The following is a 16,885-nucleotide window of genomic DNA, read 5'->3' as shown; positions in this document are numbered from 1 at the left end:
CACCACGCCTCATCCCCACTACAAAGTATTTTCGCTACTACCGCGTCAATTGAATTACGTAAAAAGGTCCCCATTGCGCCGATTCGGCTGTCACATCAGTGTCGGATGTGCAGACGCCTTCGCGGGCAAGCCCGCTCCCACAGGGATTTGTGGGCATGGAGAATTTGCGGCTGGCAGGATGACTGTGGGAGCAGAGCTTGCTCGCTCCCACGGAAGGCTACGAACGATTAAAGCGTCCACTTCAACGAGAACATCACATTGCGCGGGTCGCCATATGTGCCGCTGCCACTGGCCGTAGGGATACCCTGCCAGTACTTCTCGTCGAACACGTTGTTGAGATTCACCCGCGCATCCCAATGCTCATCCAGGCGATAACCCGCCATCAACCCGAACACCCCGTATGCATCCTGCTCCGCATGACCGGTACCGACCCGGCCGTAGGTCGCGCTCTGTGCAAGTACATCAGCACCAATGCGCATTTTTTCCAGGTTGCCGGTCAAGTGGTAAGTGGTCGCTGCCTTGAACAGGTGCTTGGGCTGACCCGGTGCAAACAACTCGCCTTTCTGATACGTGCGGTCCTTCACGTACTGGCTCAGGACCAGGGTGTAGGCCGCAGACGCCTGCCAGTTCTGCGTCAACGCGCCGCTGATTTCGGTGTCGATACCGCGACTGCGCACTTCACCCGCCGCTTCGTAGCAGGTGCGATTGGTCGCGCGGCAGCTGTCCGGTTGATCCGGGATGGCGTAGGCGCGGTTTTCCTGGGTCATGTCGAACAGTGCCACCGACGCATTCAGCCCACCGTCGAAGTACTCGCCCTTGATGCCGATCTCGTAGCTCTCGCCGGTCATCGGATCCAGCACAGCCCCGGCCACGTCTTGCTGGGTCTGCGGCTTGAAGATTTCGGTGTAGCTGGCATAGACCGAGTAAGTGTCGTTCAGGTCATAGATGATGCCCGCGTACGGGGTGACTTCCTGGGTGACCTTGTAGTCGCCGGGTCCCGAGCGATTGTCGTAGTCGTACCAGCTCAGGCGGCTGCCGATAATCACATGCAGCGGGTCGATCGGGTTGAAGCGGGCCGCCGCGTAGACGCCCTCCTCGGTCGCGGTGTTTTGGCTCGCGTACGGCGTGCGATCCCCGGCATCCGGCTTGGGAATCACGCCCGGATCGAAGTTGTAGATATCCACGGGAGTGCCGGCGCTCCAGAAGCCGCCTTTCTGGTCAAACTTCTCCTGGCGACGGCTCGCGCCGACGGTCAACTCGTGCTCACGTCCGAACAGTTTGAACGGACCGGACAGCGAGCCGTCAAGGTTGGTCTGCACGTCCGTGGTGTCGTACTGGCCCGAAGCCTGGGTGAAGCCGCCGCCTCGGGCAGCGCTGAGGTAGCTGGAGAACGTATGGGACTCCGCCCAGATCCTTGCCATGGCCAGCCTGGAAGTCCAGCCATTGTCAAAGTGCGTGGTCAGGTCGGTGAACAGGGTGACGTTGTCCCGGTCCCAGTAGGCCCAGTCGTTGCTCAGGAAGGTCGACCGTGGCAGGTGCAGGTCCTCGCCATTCGGCCCCGCCGGCAGGCTGCCCCAGTCGGAGGTGGCATCGTCACGCTGCTTGGACGCGCCAATGGTGAAGGTGGTCGAGTCGCTGAGGTCGGCTTCGAGGACGCCGTAGAAAGTCTGGCGCTGCTTGTCGCGAACGTCGATGTAGCTGTTGCCGTCTTCATAGGCGGCCACTACACGACCGCGCAGCGTCCCGGCCTCGTTCAACTTGTTCGAGGCGTCCACTTCAGTGCGATAGCGATCCCAGCTGCCGGCGCTGGTGGTGATGCTCACCTGCGGAGTCGCGGTGGGCCGCTTGCGCACCAGGTTCAGGGTTGCCGAAGGGCTGCCGGCGCCGGTCATCAGGCCGGTCGCACCGCGCACTACTTCGACCCGGTCGTACATCGCCAGGTCGGCGCCACTGATGGTGTCCAGGGTGAAAGTGCTGAGGCTGGTCGGCAGGCCGTCGTACATCAGGTTGTCGACGGTGAACCCGCGGGCGAGGAACTGCTGGCGATCGCCGCCGAACTTGCGCAAGGTGATGCCCGGCGCGTACTTGACCACGTCATTGAGGTTGTTCATGCCCTGGTCGTCCATGCGCTGGCGTGTGATCACGCTGACCGATTGCGGCGTCTGGCGGATCGACAACGGCAGGCCGGTGGCCGTGCTCATGGCCCCGGTGGTATAGGAGCCGCTGCCCTCGGTGGTGGCGGTGCCGGCAATGCCACCGACCGCGTCGATGTTGACCGCGCCCAGATTCACTGTGCCGGCGTCGGGCTGATACACCGAAGCCGAATTACCCTGCACCGAAGCGCTCAGGCCGCTGCCTGCCAGCAGTTGGTTCAACGCTTGTGCGGGTTCCAGATTGCCCTTCAATGCGGGTGCCTGTTTACCAGCGACCGACTGGGTATCGAAGCTCATCCGAAGACCACTGGCCTGCCCCAACTGGGTCAACGAAGTCGACAGTGGCTGGGCCGGCAGATTCAGGTTGACCGGTGTTGCCAGAACGGCAGTTGAAAGACCCAGAGCCAAGGCACCGGTCAACGTGGGCATAAAAGGACGAAGCATCTCTTGAATCCTGTTCAGGGAATGGAGACGTATCGGCTTTGCTGGGCAGCAAACTCGCATTGAAGGGCGATCGGCATATGGCAAAGAGCTACGACTGCGCGGGATAGTAGCGAATAGATCGCATTTGTAAATAGCAATGATTCACAGATACGTATACGTCTTGTTACATTTATCGCCCTGAAAATCGCCCGCAGTCCAGCCCTGCGCGGCTTGCGCCAGAGCGCACAGGGAGGACAGAACAGGAAAAAAATTACGGGAAAAGTAGAACAATTCTGGCAACAGCGGACAGATCAGCCCTTAAGTGCCGCTTCGATCCCGGCAACGTCGATCTTGCCCATTTGCATCATCGCTTCAAATGCGCGCTTGGCTGCTGCCGGATCAGGGTCAGTGATCGCGGCCGTGAGGATGCGCGGCGTGATCTGCCACGACAGCCCCCATTTGTCCCTGCACCAGCCGCATACGCTTTCTTCGCCGCCATTACCGACGATGGCATTCCACAGGCGATCAGTTTCCGCCTGGTCGTCGGTGGCCACCTGGAACGAAAACGCCTCGGTGTGCTTGAACGCATCGCCGCCATTCAACCCCAGGCACGGGATGCCCATCACGGTGAACTCCACGGTCAGCACATCGCCTTGTTTGCCCGACGGGTAATCGCCAGGCGCATGGTGGACGGCAACCACGGCACTGTCCGGGAATGTCTGGGCGTAGAAGGTGGCGGCGTCCAGCGCGGTGCCGTTATACCAGAGACAAATCGTGTTCTTGCTGATCATCATGGCTCTCCAGAAGAAGGTTCTCCAGCAAAGGATTAGCCGATTGAGTCTAGCAGCGCGGAGTCATGGCCTATCCTTCCACTCAATTGATCACTGCGAGTAGCGTCATGACCACCCCTGAGTCCGCCCTGCTGCAAAGCTGGCACCACAACGCCCGCGCCTGGATCGACGCTGTCCGCAGTGGCTCGATCGAAAGCCGCCACCAGGTCACCGACCAGGCCATTTTATTGGCAATCATGGGCCGCCAGCCTGAGCGAGTGCTGGACCTGGGCTGTGGCGAAGGCTGGTTACTGCGGGTGCTGGCTGAACGCGGGATCACTGCAGTTGGAGTGGACGGCGATACGACACTGGTCGAGGCCGCGCGGACGGCGGGCAGCCCACAGGTCTACCTGGCGAGCTATGAAACCCTGGTCGATGCGAAGGTCGACATCGGCCGCGACTACGACCTGATCGGCGCCAACTTTGCCCTGTTGCATCAGGACATCATCCCGCTGCTCAGCGCCATGAACGCCCTGCTCGCCCCTGGCGGCGCGCTGGTGATCCAGACGCTGCATCCCTGGGCTGCGGCAGCAGGCGACTATCAGGATGGCTGGCGATCAGAAACCTTCGCCGGGTTTGCCGGGCACTGGCAACCCATGCCCTGGTACCTGCGCACCTTGTCCAGCTGGTTCAACGCGCTGGACATGGCGGGCTTTCAACTGGTGGGCCTGCAAGAGCCGCAACACCCGCAAAGTCCGGTGCCGCAGTCGTTGCTGATGGTGGCTGAACAGCGTCTCCCGGGCATTTAAATGGACAGGCGAACCAGCGCGCCGGTCAATTGACCCCGCGTTGGGTCCTGAACTCACTGACGATTAACACCGCCGCCCCGGCCATGATCGCGATATCGGCAATATTGAACACGCCGGTATGCACCGACCCAAGATTGAGGATCAGATAGTCGACCACATGCCCTTCACGGAACACCCGGTCGATCAGGTTGGAGGCGCCGCCCAGGGCAATGAAATAAAGCGCCGCGGCCTTGCGTGGCGATTGCGTCCAATGGCTGAACGCCCACCAGATGGCCCAGCACACCACTGCGCCTACGCCCAGGATGAAAATCAGCTGCTTGATGCCCGGTGCCAGCCCCGCGCCCAGGCTCAGGAATGCGCCAGGATTGAGGCTCAGCGCGACGTCAAGCCAGGCAACGCTGCTGCCAAACCTGAAGCTGTCCATTTGCAGAGAATGCAGTGCCAGAAGCTTCACCAACTGGTCAACGGCAATGAAGACAATGCCGGTCAGCACTGCAAACAACCGGATTCTTGCGATTTGTTCCATGAACGATCCTTTTTCATCACTGCCAATTTAATGCCTGGAACTGCCTGGCGTTAGCGGCGGCAAGATAACGCAGCTCAATCGTCGGGTCTAGCGGCATTGCCACCCTCCACGACCGCCCGGCGCAAGGGCTTTGCTCAAGGTCGTTCATGTTGTTCTTTGCCAGTGCAACTCATTGTGGCCACAGATCGACCGGAAAATATTTCTGCGAGATTTGCGTGTACTTGCCCGACTCATGCAATTGCGTGAGTGCCTGGTCGATGCGCTCCTTTAGCGCGGTATCGCTTTTGCGCAGCCCGGCGCCGACGCCCAGGCCGTACAGCATGGGGTCCATTTTCACGCTGCCGGTGCCTTTCTCTTCATATGCCGCGCCATCTGCGGAGCTCAGAAAAGCAATATCGCCGAGCTTGTCGAGAAACATGACGTCAATACGCCCGGCCAGCAGGTCCGCGTTGCAATCATCCTGGGTGGCATAGATGCGAATCTCGGAGTCCTTGCCGTAGGCGCTGCGGATGAACTCGGCGTTGGTGGTGGAACCCTGCACGCCGATGGACTTGCCGGCCAGGCCTTGTGGGGTCAGCGTCAGCCGGGTGTCCTTGGCCGCGACGAAAATCCCTGTGGTTTCGTAGTACGGACGGGAAAAGGCAATCACCTTCTGCCGTTCCGGGCTGATGCCCATGGAGTTGAACAACACGTCGAACTTGTTGGCGAGCAACGCCGGAATAATGCCGTCCCACGCCACCTCCTTGATCTCGCACTCGGCTTTCATCTGCTCGCACAGTGCCCGGATCAGGTCGGGTTCAAAGCCGGTGAATTGCCCGGTGGGCGTCTTCACCAGGAATGGCGGGTAAGGCTCGGCGGCCACACCAAAGCGCAGCTTGTCCTCGGCTGCACTGGCGGGAGCCGCGAAGGAACATAACGTCATGCCGACGGCAGCCAACAACGTCAAATTGCGCAGCATTGATTTCATGGTCAGTCCTTTTTTCTCAGGAAAATGGTTCGATAGCACGGCTGGCTACACCCCGGGTGACGGCAATGGCAGCCAGCCCTGAATGTTTTGCCAGTCCGCTTCGAGGGCGGCAAAACGTGACAGCGAGAAGCTCGAGATGTCGGCAAAACTGCAACGCCCGTCGACCACCAGATCGCGAATCGCATGACCGCTCGCCGGCGACAGGCCGAACCCGACCCCCGACATGGTGGCCACCGTCACATTATCCAGCGCGGCGGGCCGGTCGATCACCGGGCGCCCGTCGGGGGTATTTTCGATGAACCCGGCCCAACTGCGGATCACCCGCTTGTGCGCCACCTTGGGAAACAGTTCGGCGAGCCGTCGGGCAATATTGCATTGCAGCGGAGTCGACTGCGCACGGTTGCGGCTGACGTCGCGCAGGTCGACCCACTCATGCGGCCCGCCGCCATACGCCAGGTTGCCGCGCAGGGTCTGACGACCGTACAGGCCATTGCCATCCACACCGCCCACCTCCAGTAGCGGCAGCGGCTCGGTAACGATCATCTCGGCGCGTGCAGTCACCAACGGAATCTCGACGCCGAGCTGAGCGGCCAGTTCACCGGTATGCGGGCCTGCGGCGATCACCAACTGGTCGCACGAAATCAGCCCCTGGGCAGTGCGCACGCCGGTGACACGGTTACCCTGACGCTCGATGGAAAGAACCGGCGAGTGCTCGAGCAAACGGCCACCCAGATTCTTCAGTGCCCAGGCATAGGCCTGCAAGGTGCGATGCGGATTGGCGTGGCCGCCAAAATGGTAGTAGTAGCCGGCCAATACGTTGTCGCCGGCAATGGGCACCACGTCACGCACCTGTTGGGGATCGAGCCGGTCGACGCGCAACCCGTACCAGGCGGCTTCGTCGACAACCTTTTCATCGATCGAGACCTGATGCTCGGTCAGATCGATACTGATGCGATCCGGACGATATTCGGTGGGATAACCGAGCAGTTCGTCCATCAGTGGCCACAGCCGTTGCTCTTCGACGAACAGCGGACTGTGGTGGTGGGAACAGCCGCCGCCATTACGGCCCGAGGCGCCCCAACCGATCAGGCCCGCTTCAAGTACCAGCACGTCAACCCCATCGCGGGCCAGCCACCAGGCGGCACTCAGGCCAGTCACTCCTGCGCCGACGACGATCACGGATGCACGGTTGGACGATTTCTTCACTGCGCGCATGGTGTCAGCCCTCCACAGGTGGCGTATGGGTGGTGCCCGTCGGGCGCCGGGCCACTGTTTGTTGCCCGGTGCACAGCCAGAACGGCGTCCACTGGGACGGCATGTCGAACCAGGCATCCCAATGACCGAGCATCTGCGGCGTTTCCTCCACCTGACCCATCTGTCGCATCGACAGCGGCCGCACGGGCGGGCGAAAAGAGGCCAGTGCGATACCGTCGACACTCAAGCCGGCACCGATCCCCAGCAAGGTCGCCACCTGTTCGCGGCAGCGCCGCCCCTGGCACGGGCCCATGCAGGCGCGGGTCAGGCGCTTGGTCACGTCCGGATTCGGCAGCGACGAAGTCATCGCACTCTGCACGGCAGCATCGGCCGGTATCCATTGCAGATAGCGCGGCGGTTGCTGGCCTACAATTTCACTGGCTGTGACCTCTTCGCACAGGCATACGTAGGGCTCATTGCGGGCATGCACAGTGGATGCGCGGACCCACGCAGCACGAATTGCGGCGACATCGAAGACGGGGCCGTCCGGCAATGGCGCGGGCTCGGGCTCGGGCGAAGGTGTGACTACGCCCAGGGCCGCCAGCGCGGTGTGCGCAGCCACCCGGCCTTCATGCCTTGCGATGGCATCGTCGAGGCTTTTCGCCGTCCAGGTTCCAGCGCAGTCCCCGGCCACCAGGATAAACGGCAACGACGAGCGCTGCGCCCGATCAATGTCGGGGACATGCCCGCCGCGTCCGGCGTGGAAGGAGGTGCGGCAGCCGGCTGCTTCGACCAGTTCGATCGCCGCAATAGCGGCCACGCCGAGCAGTACCGTGTCACATTCAATCTCTGTTGCAACCCCGGGCAGTGGACGCCCCGCCCCATCGATCGCAACAGCAGTGATCCCCTGCACGCCGCGCGCATCTGCGCGCGCCTCGCCAATCACATGCCCGCTCAACACCTGGGCGCCTTGTGCCACCAGCAGGTCGAGTAGCGCAGGGTCAGCGCTGACCCGGTCAGCCTGCTCCACGATGGCCACGATCTGCACACCCTTGGCGATCAGCGCATGGGCCGAGACCAGCGCCTGGGTGTCGCTGCCGAGCAACACTGCACGTTTGCACTCCAGCGCGTCATAGACAGTGGCCAGCCGATGCGCAGCGCTGACCCCCATTACGCCGGGGTGATGCCAGCCGTCAAACGCCAGGCCCATGTCCCGTCGTCCGGCCGCGACTATCACTTGCCTGAAGCGCAGCAGACTGGCGTTGTCTCCGTCGGCCAGGCCGGCAATCGAGCCCTCGATCCAGGCGGTGGTGCGCTGTTGCGGGAACAACCCCCACACCGCTGTGCCCAGTCGCACATCGACCCCGGCGTCGAGCGCCTCGGCGATCTGCGGACGCGCATCAAGCAGGGTCTGCAGCACGCTATTGCGATTGGCGACTGCGGCGCCCATACGGCTACCGAAATGCAACGGCACTTCTTCTCCCATGGTCTCCAAAGGCAATGGATTTTCGTCTACCAGCGTCACGCGCAGGCCATGCCCGGCAGCCGCCAGGGCGGCAGCGAGCCCTGCGGGCCCCGCGCCAACGATGAGGATATCGGTCTCGTCGCGGACCGGCGGAGCCTTGCCGGCCACCGAAGCGGGATCGTAATAGGTGTCTGGATCGAGAGGTTTTGTCATCGTTGTACCCTCGCAAGGACGTGCACAGTAATTGACTAGAACAGCGAAGAAGGCGGCTTGACATCGCCCTCGGCAAATCGCGACAGGCGCAGCTGGCGCATGTCCAGGCCCGGATTGCCCGAGTCGATCCAGTCCGCCAGGATCTTGCCGACGATGGGCCCCATGGCAAACCCGTGGCCGCAGAAGCCGGTGGCCACTGCCAGGCCGCGGGGCGAGGTGTGCGCGTCGATCACCGGAATACCGTCCGGCAACACATCGATGCCGCCGGCCCAGCGATCAACGATCTGCGTATTCACCTGATCGGGAAACGCCGCCTTGAGCGCGCGCATCGCGCTTCCCAGGCCCTTTTCATTGGGCTGCAGCAATGGATTGCGCTGGTGAATCCCGGCGCCCAGCCGCGATGCCTCGGACCACGGCATGCGCTGGTGCAGATCGCTCAGGCAGGCGCCGTTGAGGTTGAAGCGAAACGATTTGCGGTGTGCCCACAGCGAAGGCGCATACCAATGCAATGCCCGCAGATGGCCAAGCGTCATGTCGACGTCGACATGAGCGTCGTCGGCCACGTTGAAGCTGCCGTCCAGCCGCTGGCGGAAGCCCACACCGTTGGCAATCGTGGAAATACCGCTCAGGGTCGGCCCGGCGTTGGTACGCGCCACCGTGCCCCGTACCAATTGCTGCGGCAGGGAAATACCCAGCATTTTCAGCAGTCGAAAAGTGCTGGCACCGGCCGCGCACACCACGGTTTTCGCCTTGACGTAGCCACGCTCGGTTTCCACTCCCACCACCTGGCCGGCAGCGACGTCGATGCCTTTGGCACCGCACTGTTCAATGATCTGCGCGCCGAGTTCCCGGGCGCGCATTGCGAAGGCGCGGGCCACACGTGTAGGTTCGGCCTGACCGTCGCTGGCGGTATACAGACCGCCAAGCTGCGGCATCGCGTAACCCGGCAGTTTCTGTTGCACCTCCCGAGGCGAAAGCATCACCGTATCGACCGAGAAACTGCGCGCCACTGACAGCCAGGAGGCATAGCCCTCGCGCTCGACCTCGTTGCCAGCGACGAACAGGCAGCCGTCATTGCGCCAGCCCAGGTCGGTCTGCAGGTCGTGCTCCAGCGAACGCCAAAGCCCGATACTGGCCTGCATCAACGGCACTTCGGCTTCGTCACGGGACTGCTGGCGAACGAAGCCCCAGGCCCGCGAAGATTGCTGCCCGGCAATGATGCTTTTATCAATCAGCAGAACCCTGGCCCCCGCTTTGCTAAGGTAGTACGCACAGGCACACCCCATCAGGCCGCCGCCGATGATCGCCACGTCGACTGATTCCGGCAGGCGCTGGTCCTGGGGCGCCGAGCGGCTATCGAATGCCATTGCTGGAGTGTTCATGAGGGCCACCGTCCGCTGGAAAAAAGACGCGTAGCGCCGCGTCGTTGTTTCAATCAAGAATGTGCCCCGTACTGGCGAAATAACAGTGATGTATCTGCATTAATCCCATGTGAGGAGCGCATAGAACATGAGCCGCCAACTGCCATCCATCGAGCTTCTGCAGGCCTTCCTGACGGTGGCGAAGACCGGCAATTTCGGCAAGGCTGGCGAGCAGCTCAACCTCAGTCAGAGCGCGGTAAGCCGCCAGGTTGCGCAACTGGAGGCGCGCCTGGACAGCCGCCTGTTCGAACGCCACACCCGCAGGATCGTCCTCACCGCCGAGGGCCGCTCGCTGGTGCCGGTGGCCGAACAGGTCATCGGCCTGCTCTGCGATGCCTCGCACATGCTCGCCACCGTCGGCCGTAGTGTCAGCCTGCGTGCTCACCCGACCATGGCAGCGCGTTGGCTGATCCCGCGGCTCACGAGGTTTTATGGTATGCACCCGCAAGTCACCGTGAGCGTGGATACGGTGTATCACCGCTTCCCCGACTTCGCGTTCGAATCCATCGACGCCATGGTCGCCTACGGCACCGCCACCTGGCCGGACTTCGAAGCGTTGCAATTGTGGGAAGAAGAACTGATCCCGGTGTGCTCCCCGGCCTTGCTCGCCGGGACCACTGCGCAAGAACTGCTCAAGAGTGCGCGACTGGTAGACTCGAGCATGGACCGTCTGGATTGGCGGCGCTGGGCTGAGTACTACCCGGACTCAACCGGCACCGATAACGCCCATTTGACCTTTGATACGCTGGAGTCGGCCATCGTCGCGGTGAAATGCGGCCAGGGGATTGCGCTGGTTGATGCGGTGCTGACCGATGACGAGTTGCGCAGTGGGCAGTTGGCAGTTGGTGCGAGTGCATTCGGGCCGCATCGTGACCGGGGGGCGGTACACGCTGGTGTATCCGCGGCGGGTCAAGCATTCGAGTGGGTTTTCGGAGTTTCTGGCGTGGTTGGGGCAGGAAGCGGGTCTCGACGTTGCCCGCACCTGAGATTCGCTCGCGAATCAGCGATTGCGACCGACCCTTGCAACTCAATCCCGATCCTTCGTTGTGCGAATAAGGTTGTTTCGCAGCTTCACTATCGCTTTCTGCATGTTCACGAAATCCTCCGGATCAAGCCCCGTCTGCGGGAAGCCATCTTTCGACAGCCCTTCACGCAACTCGCGGCCTTCACTGGTCAGATTGATGCGCACCTGGCGTTCATCTTCCGGATCGCGTTGACGGCGCAGATAACCCATGGCTTCGAGCTTCTTCAGGATGGGGGTCAGCGTATTGGATTCCAGAAACAGTTTCTCGCCAAGGCTGCCAACGGTCTGGTTATCCTCCTCCCACAGCGCAACAAGCGTGATGTATTGCGTGTAGGTCAGCCCCAGCCGTTCAAGCATTGGCTTGTAGGCTTTACCGAAGGCCAGGTTGGAGGAATACACGGCAAAGCACAGGAAGTCGGAAAGCTTCAGATCAAGGGCGGCGGTCTTTTCATCGGATTTCATCAGCATTCTCGGTGGTCAGCGACGGAAGGGCACATGCCTGGACTATACATCGCATGCGATGGTGTCGGTAGTGCTCCCCTCCTCCCAGGTCTGAGCGCAATGCGCCAACACCGGCCCGCCAGAATCGATCCTGGCGAGCCGGCGTTGCGGTGGGTTACTCAGTGCGCACGTTGATAGCGACCTCAATGTTGCCGCGGGTGGCCTTGGAGTACGGGCAGATGGCATCGGCGTTATGCGCCAGTTCGGTGGCCACCTCGTGCGTCAAACCGGGTACCCGCAGGGTCAGTCGGGCTTGCAGGAAGTAGGCTGCGCCGGTCTGGCCCAAGTCCACTTCGAGGTCGACGGCCGTATCGGCCGGCAGGGTTACTTTCATTTGCTGGGCGGCCAGGCCTACCGCTGCGATGTAGCAGGCCGACCAGGCGCCGGCGAACAGTTGCTCGGCCTTCGGGTGCGGCTGGACGCCGGTGAACACGTGCTCAGGGGTGGCGTTCGTGGGGGACGACAATTCGATGTCGAGGTTGCCCTTGTTACCGTTGTAGGTGGTGTGGGTTTTGCCGGTGACCAGCACTTTTTCGATCTTGCTCATGATTGAATCCTCAGGACTTTATGTATTAGTACAATTTAATCGCATGCGGTGTATATGACAGAGCTCAAACGGCGGCTCCGATGATCCAGTTATTGCCGTTGTGGCCACGAACAGCAGGGTGAGTGCAGATGGGGCAGTAGCAGGTTCTTTTCGTGTTCATGACCGAGTCTCCAGCGATTGGGTTATTTTCAATCGCTCTCGACTTGGTCGCATGCGATGTAGTTATAGTCACGCAAAGCCCCATTGTTGTCAAAGCCTATTTTAAACATCGACGACGAGCGGTCGGCGCGCAGCTTTGGCTGCGCGCACTCCACTTGCGAGTTACACCGTTGACTGCAGGGCCTTGGCCGGACGCCCTTTGAAGGCCAGGCCGAAGCAAAAGAATATCGCCAGCGCAAACCCGGCCGGAAACAGCCAGATGCTCGTCCAGTCATGGCCGCCCGTCAGCGCAAAGTGATCCGTCACCTGCCCCGCCACCCAGAAGCCAATTAACATGCCCACACCGTAAGTGGCCAGCGTGATCAGCCCCTGGGCCGAACTCCTGTAACGCTCGGGGGCCTTGGCGTCGGTGTAGATCTGTCCGGAGACGAAGAAGAAGTCGTAGCAGATGCCGTGCAACGCAATGCCGGTGAACAGCATGAACGCCAGGTCGCCGTTGTTGCCGTAGGCGAACAACAGGTAGCGCAGCGCCCAGGCGAGCATGCCCACCAGCAGGGCGATCTTGATGCCGAAGCGCTGGATGAACAGCGGCAGGAGCAGCATGAACAACACCTCGGAGACTTGTCCGATGGCCATCTTGGCCGTCGGGTTGGTCACGCCGATTTCGGCCAGGAACGGATTGGCGTTCTGGTAATAAAACGCCAGCGGAATGCAGATCAGGATGGAGGCGATGAAGAACACCAGGTAACTGCGATCCTTCAACAGGCCCAGGGCATCCAGGCCGAGCATCTGCTTGATGCCGCCCTTGCCCGCCTCCGGCTTGAGGGGCGCGGTGCGCGGCAAGGTGAAGCTGTAGAGCCCGAGCACCAGCGAGGCAATCGCCGACATCAGGAAGGTGTTGCGCAGCCCACCCGTGGCGATCATTTCCCGGGAATCCCAGGCAAATACAAAGCTGATCACCAGGCCCGCGACAATCCAGCCGACAGTCCCCCACACGCGGATGCGCGAAAACTCCATGGCCGGGTCGCACATCTGGCGAAACGCAACCGAGTTCACCAGGGCCAGGGTCGGCATGTAGATGATCATGTAGGCCAGCACGAACGGATAGAACGCGCTGAAGTCCGGGGCCCGGTAAAGTTGATACAGCAGAACCGCGCCCACCAGGTGCAGGACGGCAAGAATGCGCTCGGCATTGAAGTAGCGGTCGGCGATCAGCCCGATCACGAAGGGGGCAATGATCGCACCCCAGGATTGGGTCGAGAACGCCATGCCCACCTGCCCGCCACTGGCGCCCAGGTTGCTGGCGAGGAAGGTGCCGAGGGTGACGAACCAGCCGCCCCAGATAAAAAATTGCAGGAACATCATGGCGCTCAGGCGCGCGTTCATCTTGGTCATAACTGTCAGAATCCTATTGTTGTTTTTGTTGGCGCGCACAGCGAACAGCGGTGTGATCAGGCGTCCGGCAACCCGAGTAATCGGCGATTGGAGCCCGCGTCAGACTGCACACTGGCGAAGTCGTCAAAGGCCTTCTGCGTCCTGGTAATCATCTGCCGCTCGATGAATGCCGCGCCTTCGGCTGCGCCCTGGGCTGCGTCCTTCAGGCAGCACTCCCACTCGAGCACGGCCCAGCCGCTGAAGTTGTATTGGGTCAACTTGCTGAAGATCTGCTTGAAGTCGATCTGACCGTCACCCAGGGATCGGAACCGCCCCGGGCGCTCGACCCAGCCTTGATAGCCGCCGTACACGCCCGATCGGGCATCCGGGCGGAACTCGGCGTCCTTGACGTGGAACATGCGAATGCGCTCGTGATAGCGGTCGATGAAACCCAGGTAGTCCATCTGCTGCAGTAACAGGTGGCTTGGGTCGTACAGGATGGCGGCTCGGGGATGGTGATCAACCGCGTCGAGAAACCGCTCGAAAGAGGCGCCATCGTGCAGGTCTTCGCCTGGGTGAATTTCGTAACACAGGTCCACACCGGCTTGCTCGAAGCAATCCAGGATCGGCAACCAGCGCCGCGCCAGCTCTTCAAAACCCTGCTCAACCAACCCGCTCGACCGCTGCGGCCATGGGTAGATAAACGGCCATAGCAAGGCACCGGAAAACGTGGCGTGGGCCTTCAAGCCCAACCGTTGGCTGGCCCGCGCTGCCAGCTTCAATTGCTCGATGGCCCACTCGGTGCGAGCCTGGGGCTGGCCGCGCAGGTGCGCGGGGGCGAAGTCGTCGAACAGGCTGTCGAACGCCGGATGCACGGCGACCAACTGCCCCTGCAAGTGCGTCGACAACTCACTGATCTCGACGCCCGCTTGTGCGCACACAGCGATCAGTTCGTCGCAGTAATCCTGGCTTTCGGCGGCGCGCGCCAGGTCGATGAACTGGGTGCCCAGGGTCGGCAACTGAATCGCCTTGTAGCCTTGGGACGCCGCCCAGCGGGCGATATTGGCCAAGGTGTCGAAAGGTGCTTCGGCGGCCATGAATTGCGCGAGGAAAATCCCCGGGCCGCGCATGCCGGTTTGCGAAGGATTGTTCACAGGCAGGTTCTCCAGGTTCATTCAGGGCAGACCAGTGCGGTCCATTTGCTGTCGCCGCGGTGATTGGCCACCGCGGCTTCAATGAAGGCCATGCCACGCAAGCCGACGTCGACACCCGGTACTCCGGGGGCCGCGTTGCCTTCGCCTGGGTTGCGAATCGCCCAGGCAAAATCGCCGTAGAGGTTGGCCATGGCCTCCAGATAGCCCTCGGGATGCCCGGCCGGCAAGCGCATGCGCCGGCTCGCGTCAGCGCACAACCAGGGTTGACCGACGCCGGATCGCAGCACCCGCATGGGTTGATCCAGGGCGCGATGGAACAGGCTCGACGGTTCCTCCTGGCGCCACTCCAGGCCGCCCTTGTCGCCGTAGACGCGGATCTTCAGCGGATTCTCCTCGCCCGCGCAGACCTGGCTGGCAATCAACACCCCGCTGGCACCGTCGGCCATCTTAAGCAGCATCGCAGCATCGTCATCCAGTTGCCGGCTGGCCACGTGGGTATTCAACATCGCGCACAGGTGACTGACCGGTTGGTCTGCAACGAATTCGGCGAGGGAAAAGGCATGAGTACCGATATCGCCGATGCAACCGCCCAACCCGGACTGCTCAGGCTGATCGCGCCAGGTGGCCTGCTTGTTACCCTGGCCCGCGACATCCTCGCTCAACCAGCCCTGGGGGTACTCGACCAGCACTTTGCGAAGGGTGCCGATCACCCCGTCGCGCACCATCTGCCGGGCCTGCCAGACCATCGGATAACCCAGGTACGTGTGGGCCAGGCCATAAAGACGATCGCCCGATTGCAGCACCTGTTTGAGCGCCAGCAACTCGGCCAGGCTCAATGCCGCCGGTTTCTCGCTGAACACATGAAACCCAGCCTTCAGCGCTTCACTGGCAATCGGCGCATGCAGGTGGTTGGGGGTGACGATGATCAGCAATTCCATGCGCTGATCGGCGGGCAACCCGCGCTCGACCTCAAGCATCTGCTGCCAGTCGGTGTAGCAGCGGGAACCTGGCAGGCCCAGAGCAGCGCCGGTGTCCTGATTGTTGCGGGCGTCGCGACTGAACGCACCGCACACCAGTTCAAAACAACCGTCGAGTCCGGCGGCCTGGCGGTGAGCCCGGCCAATGAACGCGCCCTGCCCGCCACCGACGAAGCCCATTCTTATTTTTGCCCGTGCATCGTTCATCGCAACGCTTCTCTGCAGGTATTGAATTTGAGTGATGTAACCGGTTACATCGCTGCCGAAATTTAGGCGCTGGCAGGCGAAGTGTCAAACGCCTGAATCAATTCCAGGAAAATTTCAGACCACGGCCCACCTGCGCTAAGCTCGCCGCTGCACAGTTCGATATAGAGGTGGTCTTGTCCAATATCCGCGAAGTAGCCAGGCTGGCCGGGGTTTCCGTTGCCACGGTGTCCAGGACCCTGCGGTCGCCTGAGCGGGTGCTCCCCGACACCCGCGACAAGGTCAACGCCGCCGTGGAACAAGCCGGTTACCGACCCAACCTGATGGCCGTGCAGTTTCGCTCCCGGCGCACCGGCAACCTGGTGATCCTGGTGCCCACCATCGCCAACAGCTTTTTCGCCAAGGTCATCAGCGGTGCGCAACAGGCCGCCCAGCTCGCTGGCTACCGGCTGTTGCTGTGCGATACCCAGGGCCGCGAGGCCATCGAGCGCGAGTTTGCCGAGCTGGTGTACGCCCACCAGGCCGACGGCGTGATCCAGTTGCGCGCCTATGACCCTTTTGCAGCGCCCTTCCCCGGCGCCGCACTGCCGCCGATCGTCAATGCGTGCGAGGTGATCCACAACGGTCGTCACCCCAGCATCAGCCTCGACAATCGAGCGGCGGCCAAGGCCATGACCGAGCACCTGATCGAGCTGGGTCACCGCCGCATCGGCCTGATCAAGGGCCCGAAAAGCAGCCCGCTGACCCGCGATCGGGTCGCCGGGTATCAGGATGCATTAAACCAGGCCGGCATCGAGGCCGACCCCGCGCTTGTCTGCCATGGTGATTTCAGCCTCAAGGCCGGTGATGACGGAGCCGCAGCCATGCTGGCACTGCCCGACCGCCCCACAGCGCTGTTTTGCGAGAACGATGAAATGGCCATCGGCGCATTAAAACGCATCAGGCAATCGGGCCTGCGGGTCCCCGAGGACATTTCCCTGGTGGGCTTTGACGACATCCCGTTT

General features: G+C 61.9%; 14 protein-coding genes and 1 pseudogene. 3 read left to right on the top strand and 12 right to left on the bottom strand.

Annotation, left to right across the window (positions count from 1 at the left end; translation table 11 throughout):
• Positions 1-227: 227 nt before the first annotated feature.
• Together HYI44_RS28790 and HYI44_RS28785 are read right to left on the bottom strand one after the other, a co-directional pair.
• Positions 228-2,597: a TonB-dependent siderophore receptor gene (locus tag HYI44_RS28790; protein WP_225571157.1), complete on the bottom strand. Its 2,370-nt coding sequence runs from the start codon at positions 2,595-2,597 to the stop codon at positions 228-230.
• A gap of 290 nt (positions 2,598-2,887) precedes the next feature.
• Positions 2,888-3,367: a VOC family protein gene (locus tag HYI44_RS28785; RefSeq protein WP_122840315.1), complete on the bottom strand. Its 480-nt coding sequence runs from the start codon at positions 3,365-3,367 to the stop codon at positions 2,888-2,890.
• 107 nt (positions 3,368-3,474) lie between these two features.
• Here HYI44_RS28785 and HYI44_RS28780 point away from each other — a divergent pair, with 107 nt between their 5' ends.
• Positions 3,475-4,155, top strand: a complete 681-nt coding sequence (locus tag HYI44_RS28780) for a class I SAM-dependent methyltransferase (protein WP_225571156.1) — start codon at positions 3,475-3,477, stop codon at positions 4,153-4,155.
• Between the two features lie 25 nt (positions 4,156-4,180).
• Here the strand turns inward: HYI44_RS28780 and HYI44_RS28775 are convergent, their stop codons facing one another.
• The 5 genes from HYI44_RS28775 to HYI44_RS28755 all read right to left on the bottom strand — a co-directional run bounded on the left by HYI44_RS28775 (position 4,181) and on the right by HYI44_RS28755 (position 9,902).
• A complete protein-coding gene (locus HYI44_RS28775; protein WP_122840314.1) occupies positions 4,181-4,681 on the bottom strand; it encodes a signal peptidase II in 501 nt (166 codons plus the stop codon).
• 169 nt (positions 4,682-4,850) lie between these two features.
• The gene (locus tag HYI44_RS28770) at positions 4,851-5,648 is read right to left on the bottom strand and encodes a transporter substrate-binding domain-containing protein (RefSeq protein WP_225571155.1); all 798 of its coding nucleotides are present in this window, start codon (positions 5,646-5,648) and stop codon (positions 4,851-4,853) included.
• Between the two features lie 45 nt (positions 5,649-5,693).
• A complete protein-coding gene (locus HYI44_RS28765; RefSeq protein ID WP_122840312.1) occupies positions 5,694-6,863 on the bottom strand; it encodes an NAD(P)/FAD-dependent oxidoreductase in 1,170 nt (389 codons plus the stop codon).
• A 4-nt stretch (positions 6,864-6,867) separates the two neighbouring features.
• On the bottom strand, positions 6,868-8,520 hold the full coding sequence (locus HYI44_RS28760; protein ID WP_225571154.1) for an FAD-dependent oxidoreductase: 1,653 nt from the start codon (positions 8,518-8,520) through the stop codon (positions 6,868-6,870).
• A 35-nt stretch (positions 8,521-8,555) separates the two neighbouring features.
• A complete protein-coding gene (locus HYI44_RS28755) occupies positions 8,556-9,902 on the bottom strand; it encodes an NAD(P)/FAD-dependent oxidoreductase (RefSeq protein WP_225571153.1) in 1,347 nt (448 codons plus the stop codon).
• Between the two features lie 127 nt (positions 9,903-10,029).
• Here HYI44_RS28755 and HYI44_RS28750 point away from each other — a divergent pair.
• Positions 10,030-10,821: pseudogene (locus HYI44_RS28750) on the top strand (LysR family transcriptional regulator); the annotation flags it as partial.
• A gap of 147 nt (positions 10,822-10,968) precedes the next feature.
• On the opposite strand, the gene HYI44_RS28745 reads toward HYI44_RS28750, so the two are convergent.
• From HYI44_RS28745 to HYI44_RS28725, 5 genes are all read right to left on the bottom strand, one after another.
• Complete coding sequence (locus tag HYI44_RS28745) at positions 10,969-11,427, bottom strand: MarR family winged helix-turn-helix transcriptional regulator (protein ID WP_225571159.1); 459 nt, start codon at positions 11,425-11,427, stop codon at positions 10,969-10,971.
• 154 nt (positions 11,428-11,581) lie between these two features.
• The gene (locus HYI44_RS28740; protein WP_205892212.1) at positions 11,582-12,013 is read right to left on the bottom strand and encodes an Ohr family peroxiredoxin; all 432 of its coding nucleotides are present in this window, start codon (positions 12,011-12,013) and stop codon (positions 11,582-11,584) included.
• 321 nt (positions 12,014-12,334) lie between these two features.
• Complete coding sequence (locus tag HYI44_RS28735; RefSeq protein WP_225571152.1) at positions 12,335-13,567, bottom strand: nucleoside permease; 1,233 nt, start codon at positions 13,565-13,567, stop codon at positions 12,335-12,337.
• A 56-nt stretch (positions 13,568-13,623) separates the two neighbouring features.
• The gene (locus HYI44_RS28730) at positions 13,624-14,721 is read right to left on the bottom strand and encodes a sugar phosphate isomerase/epimerase family protein (protein WP_225571151.1); all 1,098 of its coding nucleotides are present in this window, start codon (positions 14,719-14,721) and stop codon (positions 13,624-13,626) included.
• Positions 14,718-15,884, bottom strand: coding sequence for a Gfo/Idh/MocA family protein (locus tag HYI44_RS28725; RefSeq protein WP_412548523.1), 1,167 nt, complete (start codon positions 15,882-15,884; stop codon positions 14,718-14,720). Before HYI44_RS28725 ends, HYI44_RS28730 begins: the two co-directional genes overlap by 4 nt.
• Before the next feature lie 173 nt (positions 15,885-16,057).
• On the opposite strand from HYI44_RS28725, the gene HYI44_RS28720 reads away from it, so the two are divergent.
• Positions 16,058-16,885: LacI family DNA-binding transcriptional regulator (locus HYI44_RS28720; protein WP_225571150.1), on the top strand; the 828-nt coding region annotated here is incomplete at its 3' end.

The organism is Pseudomonas sp. Y24-6 (genome assembly GCF_020295325.1).
In the GTDB taxonomy this organism is placed as follows: Bacteria; Pseudomonadota; Gammaproteobacteria; order Pseudomonadales; family Pseudomonadaceae; genus Aquipseudomonas; species Aquipseudomonas gregormendelii.
The sequence above is the reverse complement of the archived record's forward strand: the minus strand, read 5'-3'. Positions and strand labels throughout refer to the sequence as shown.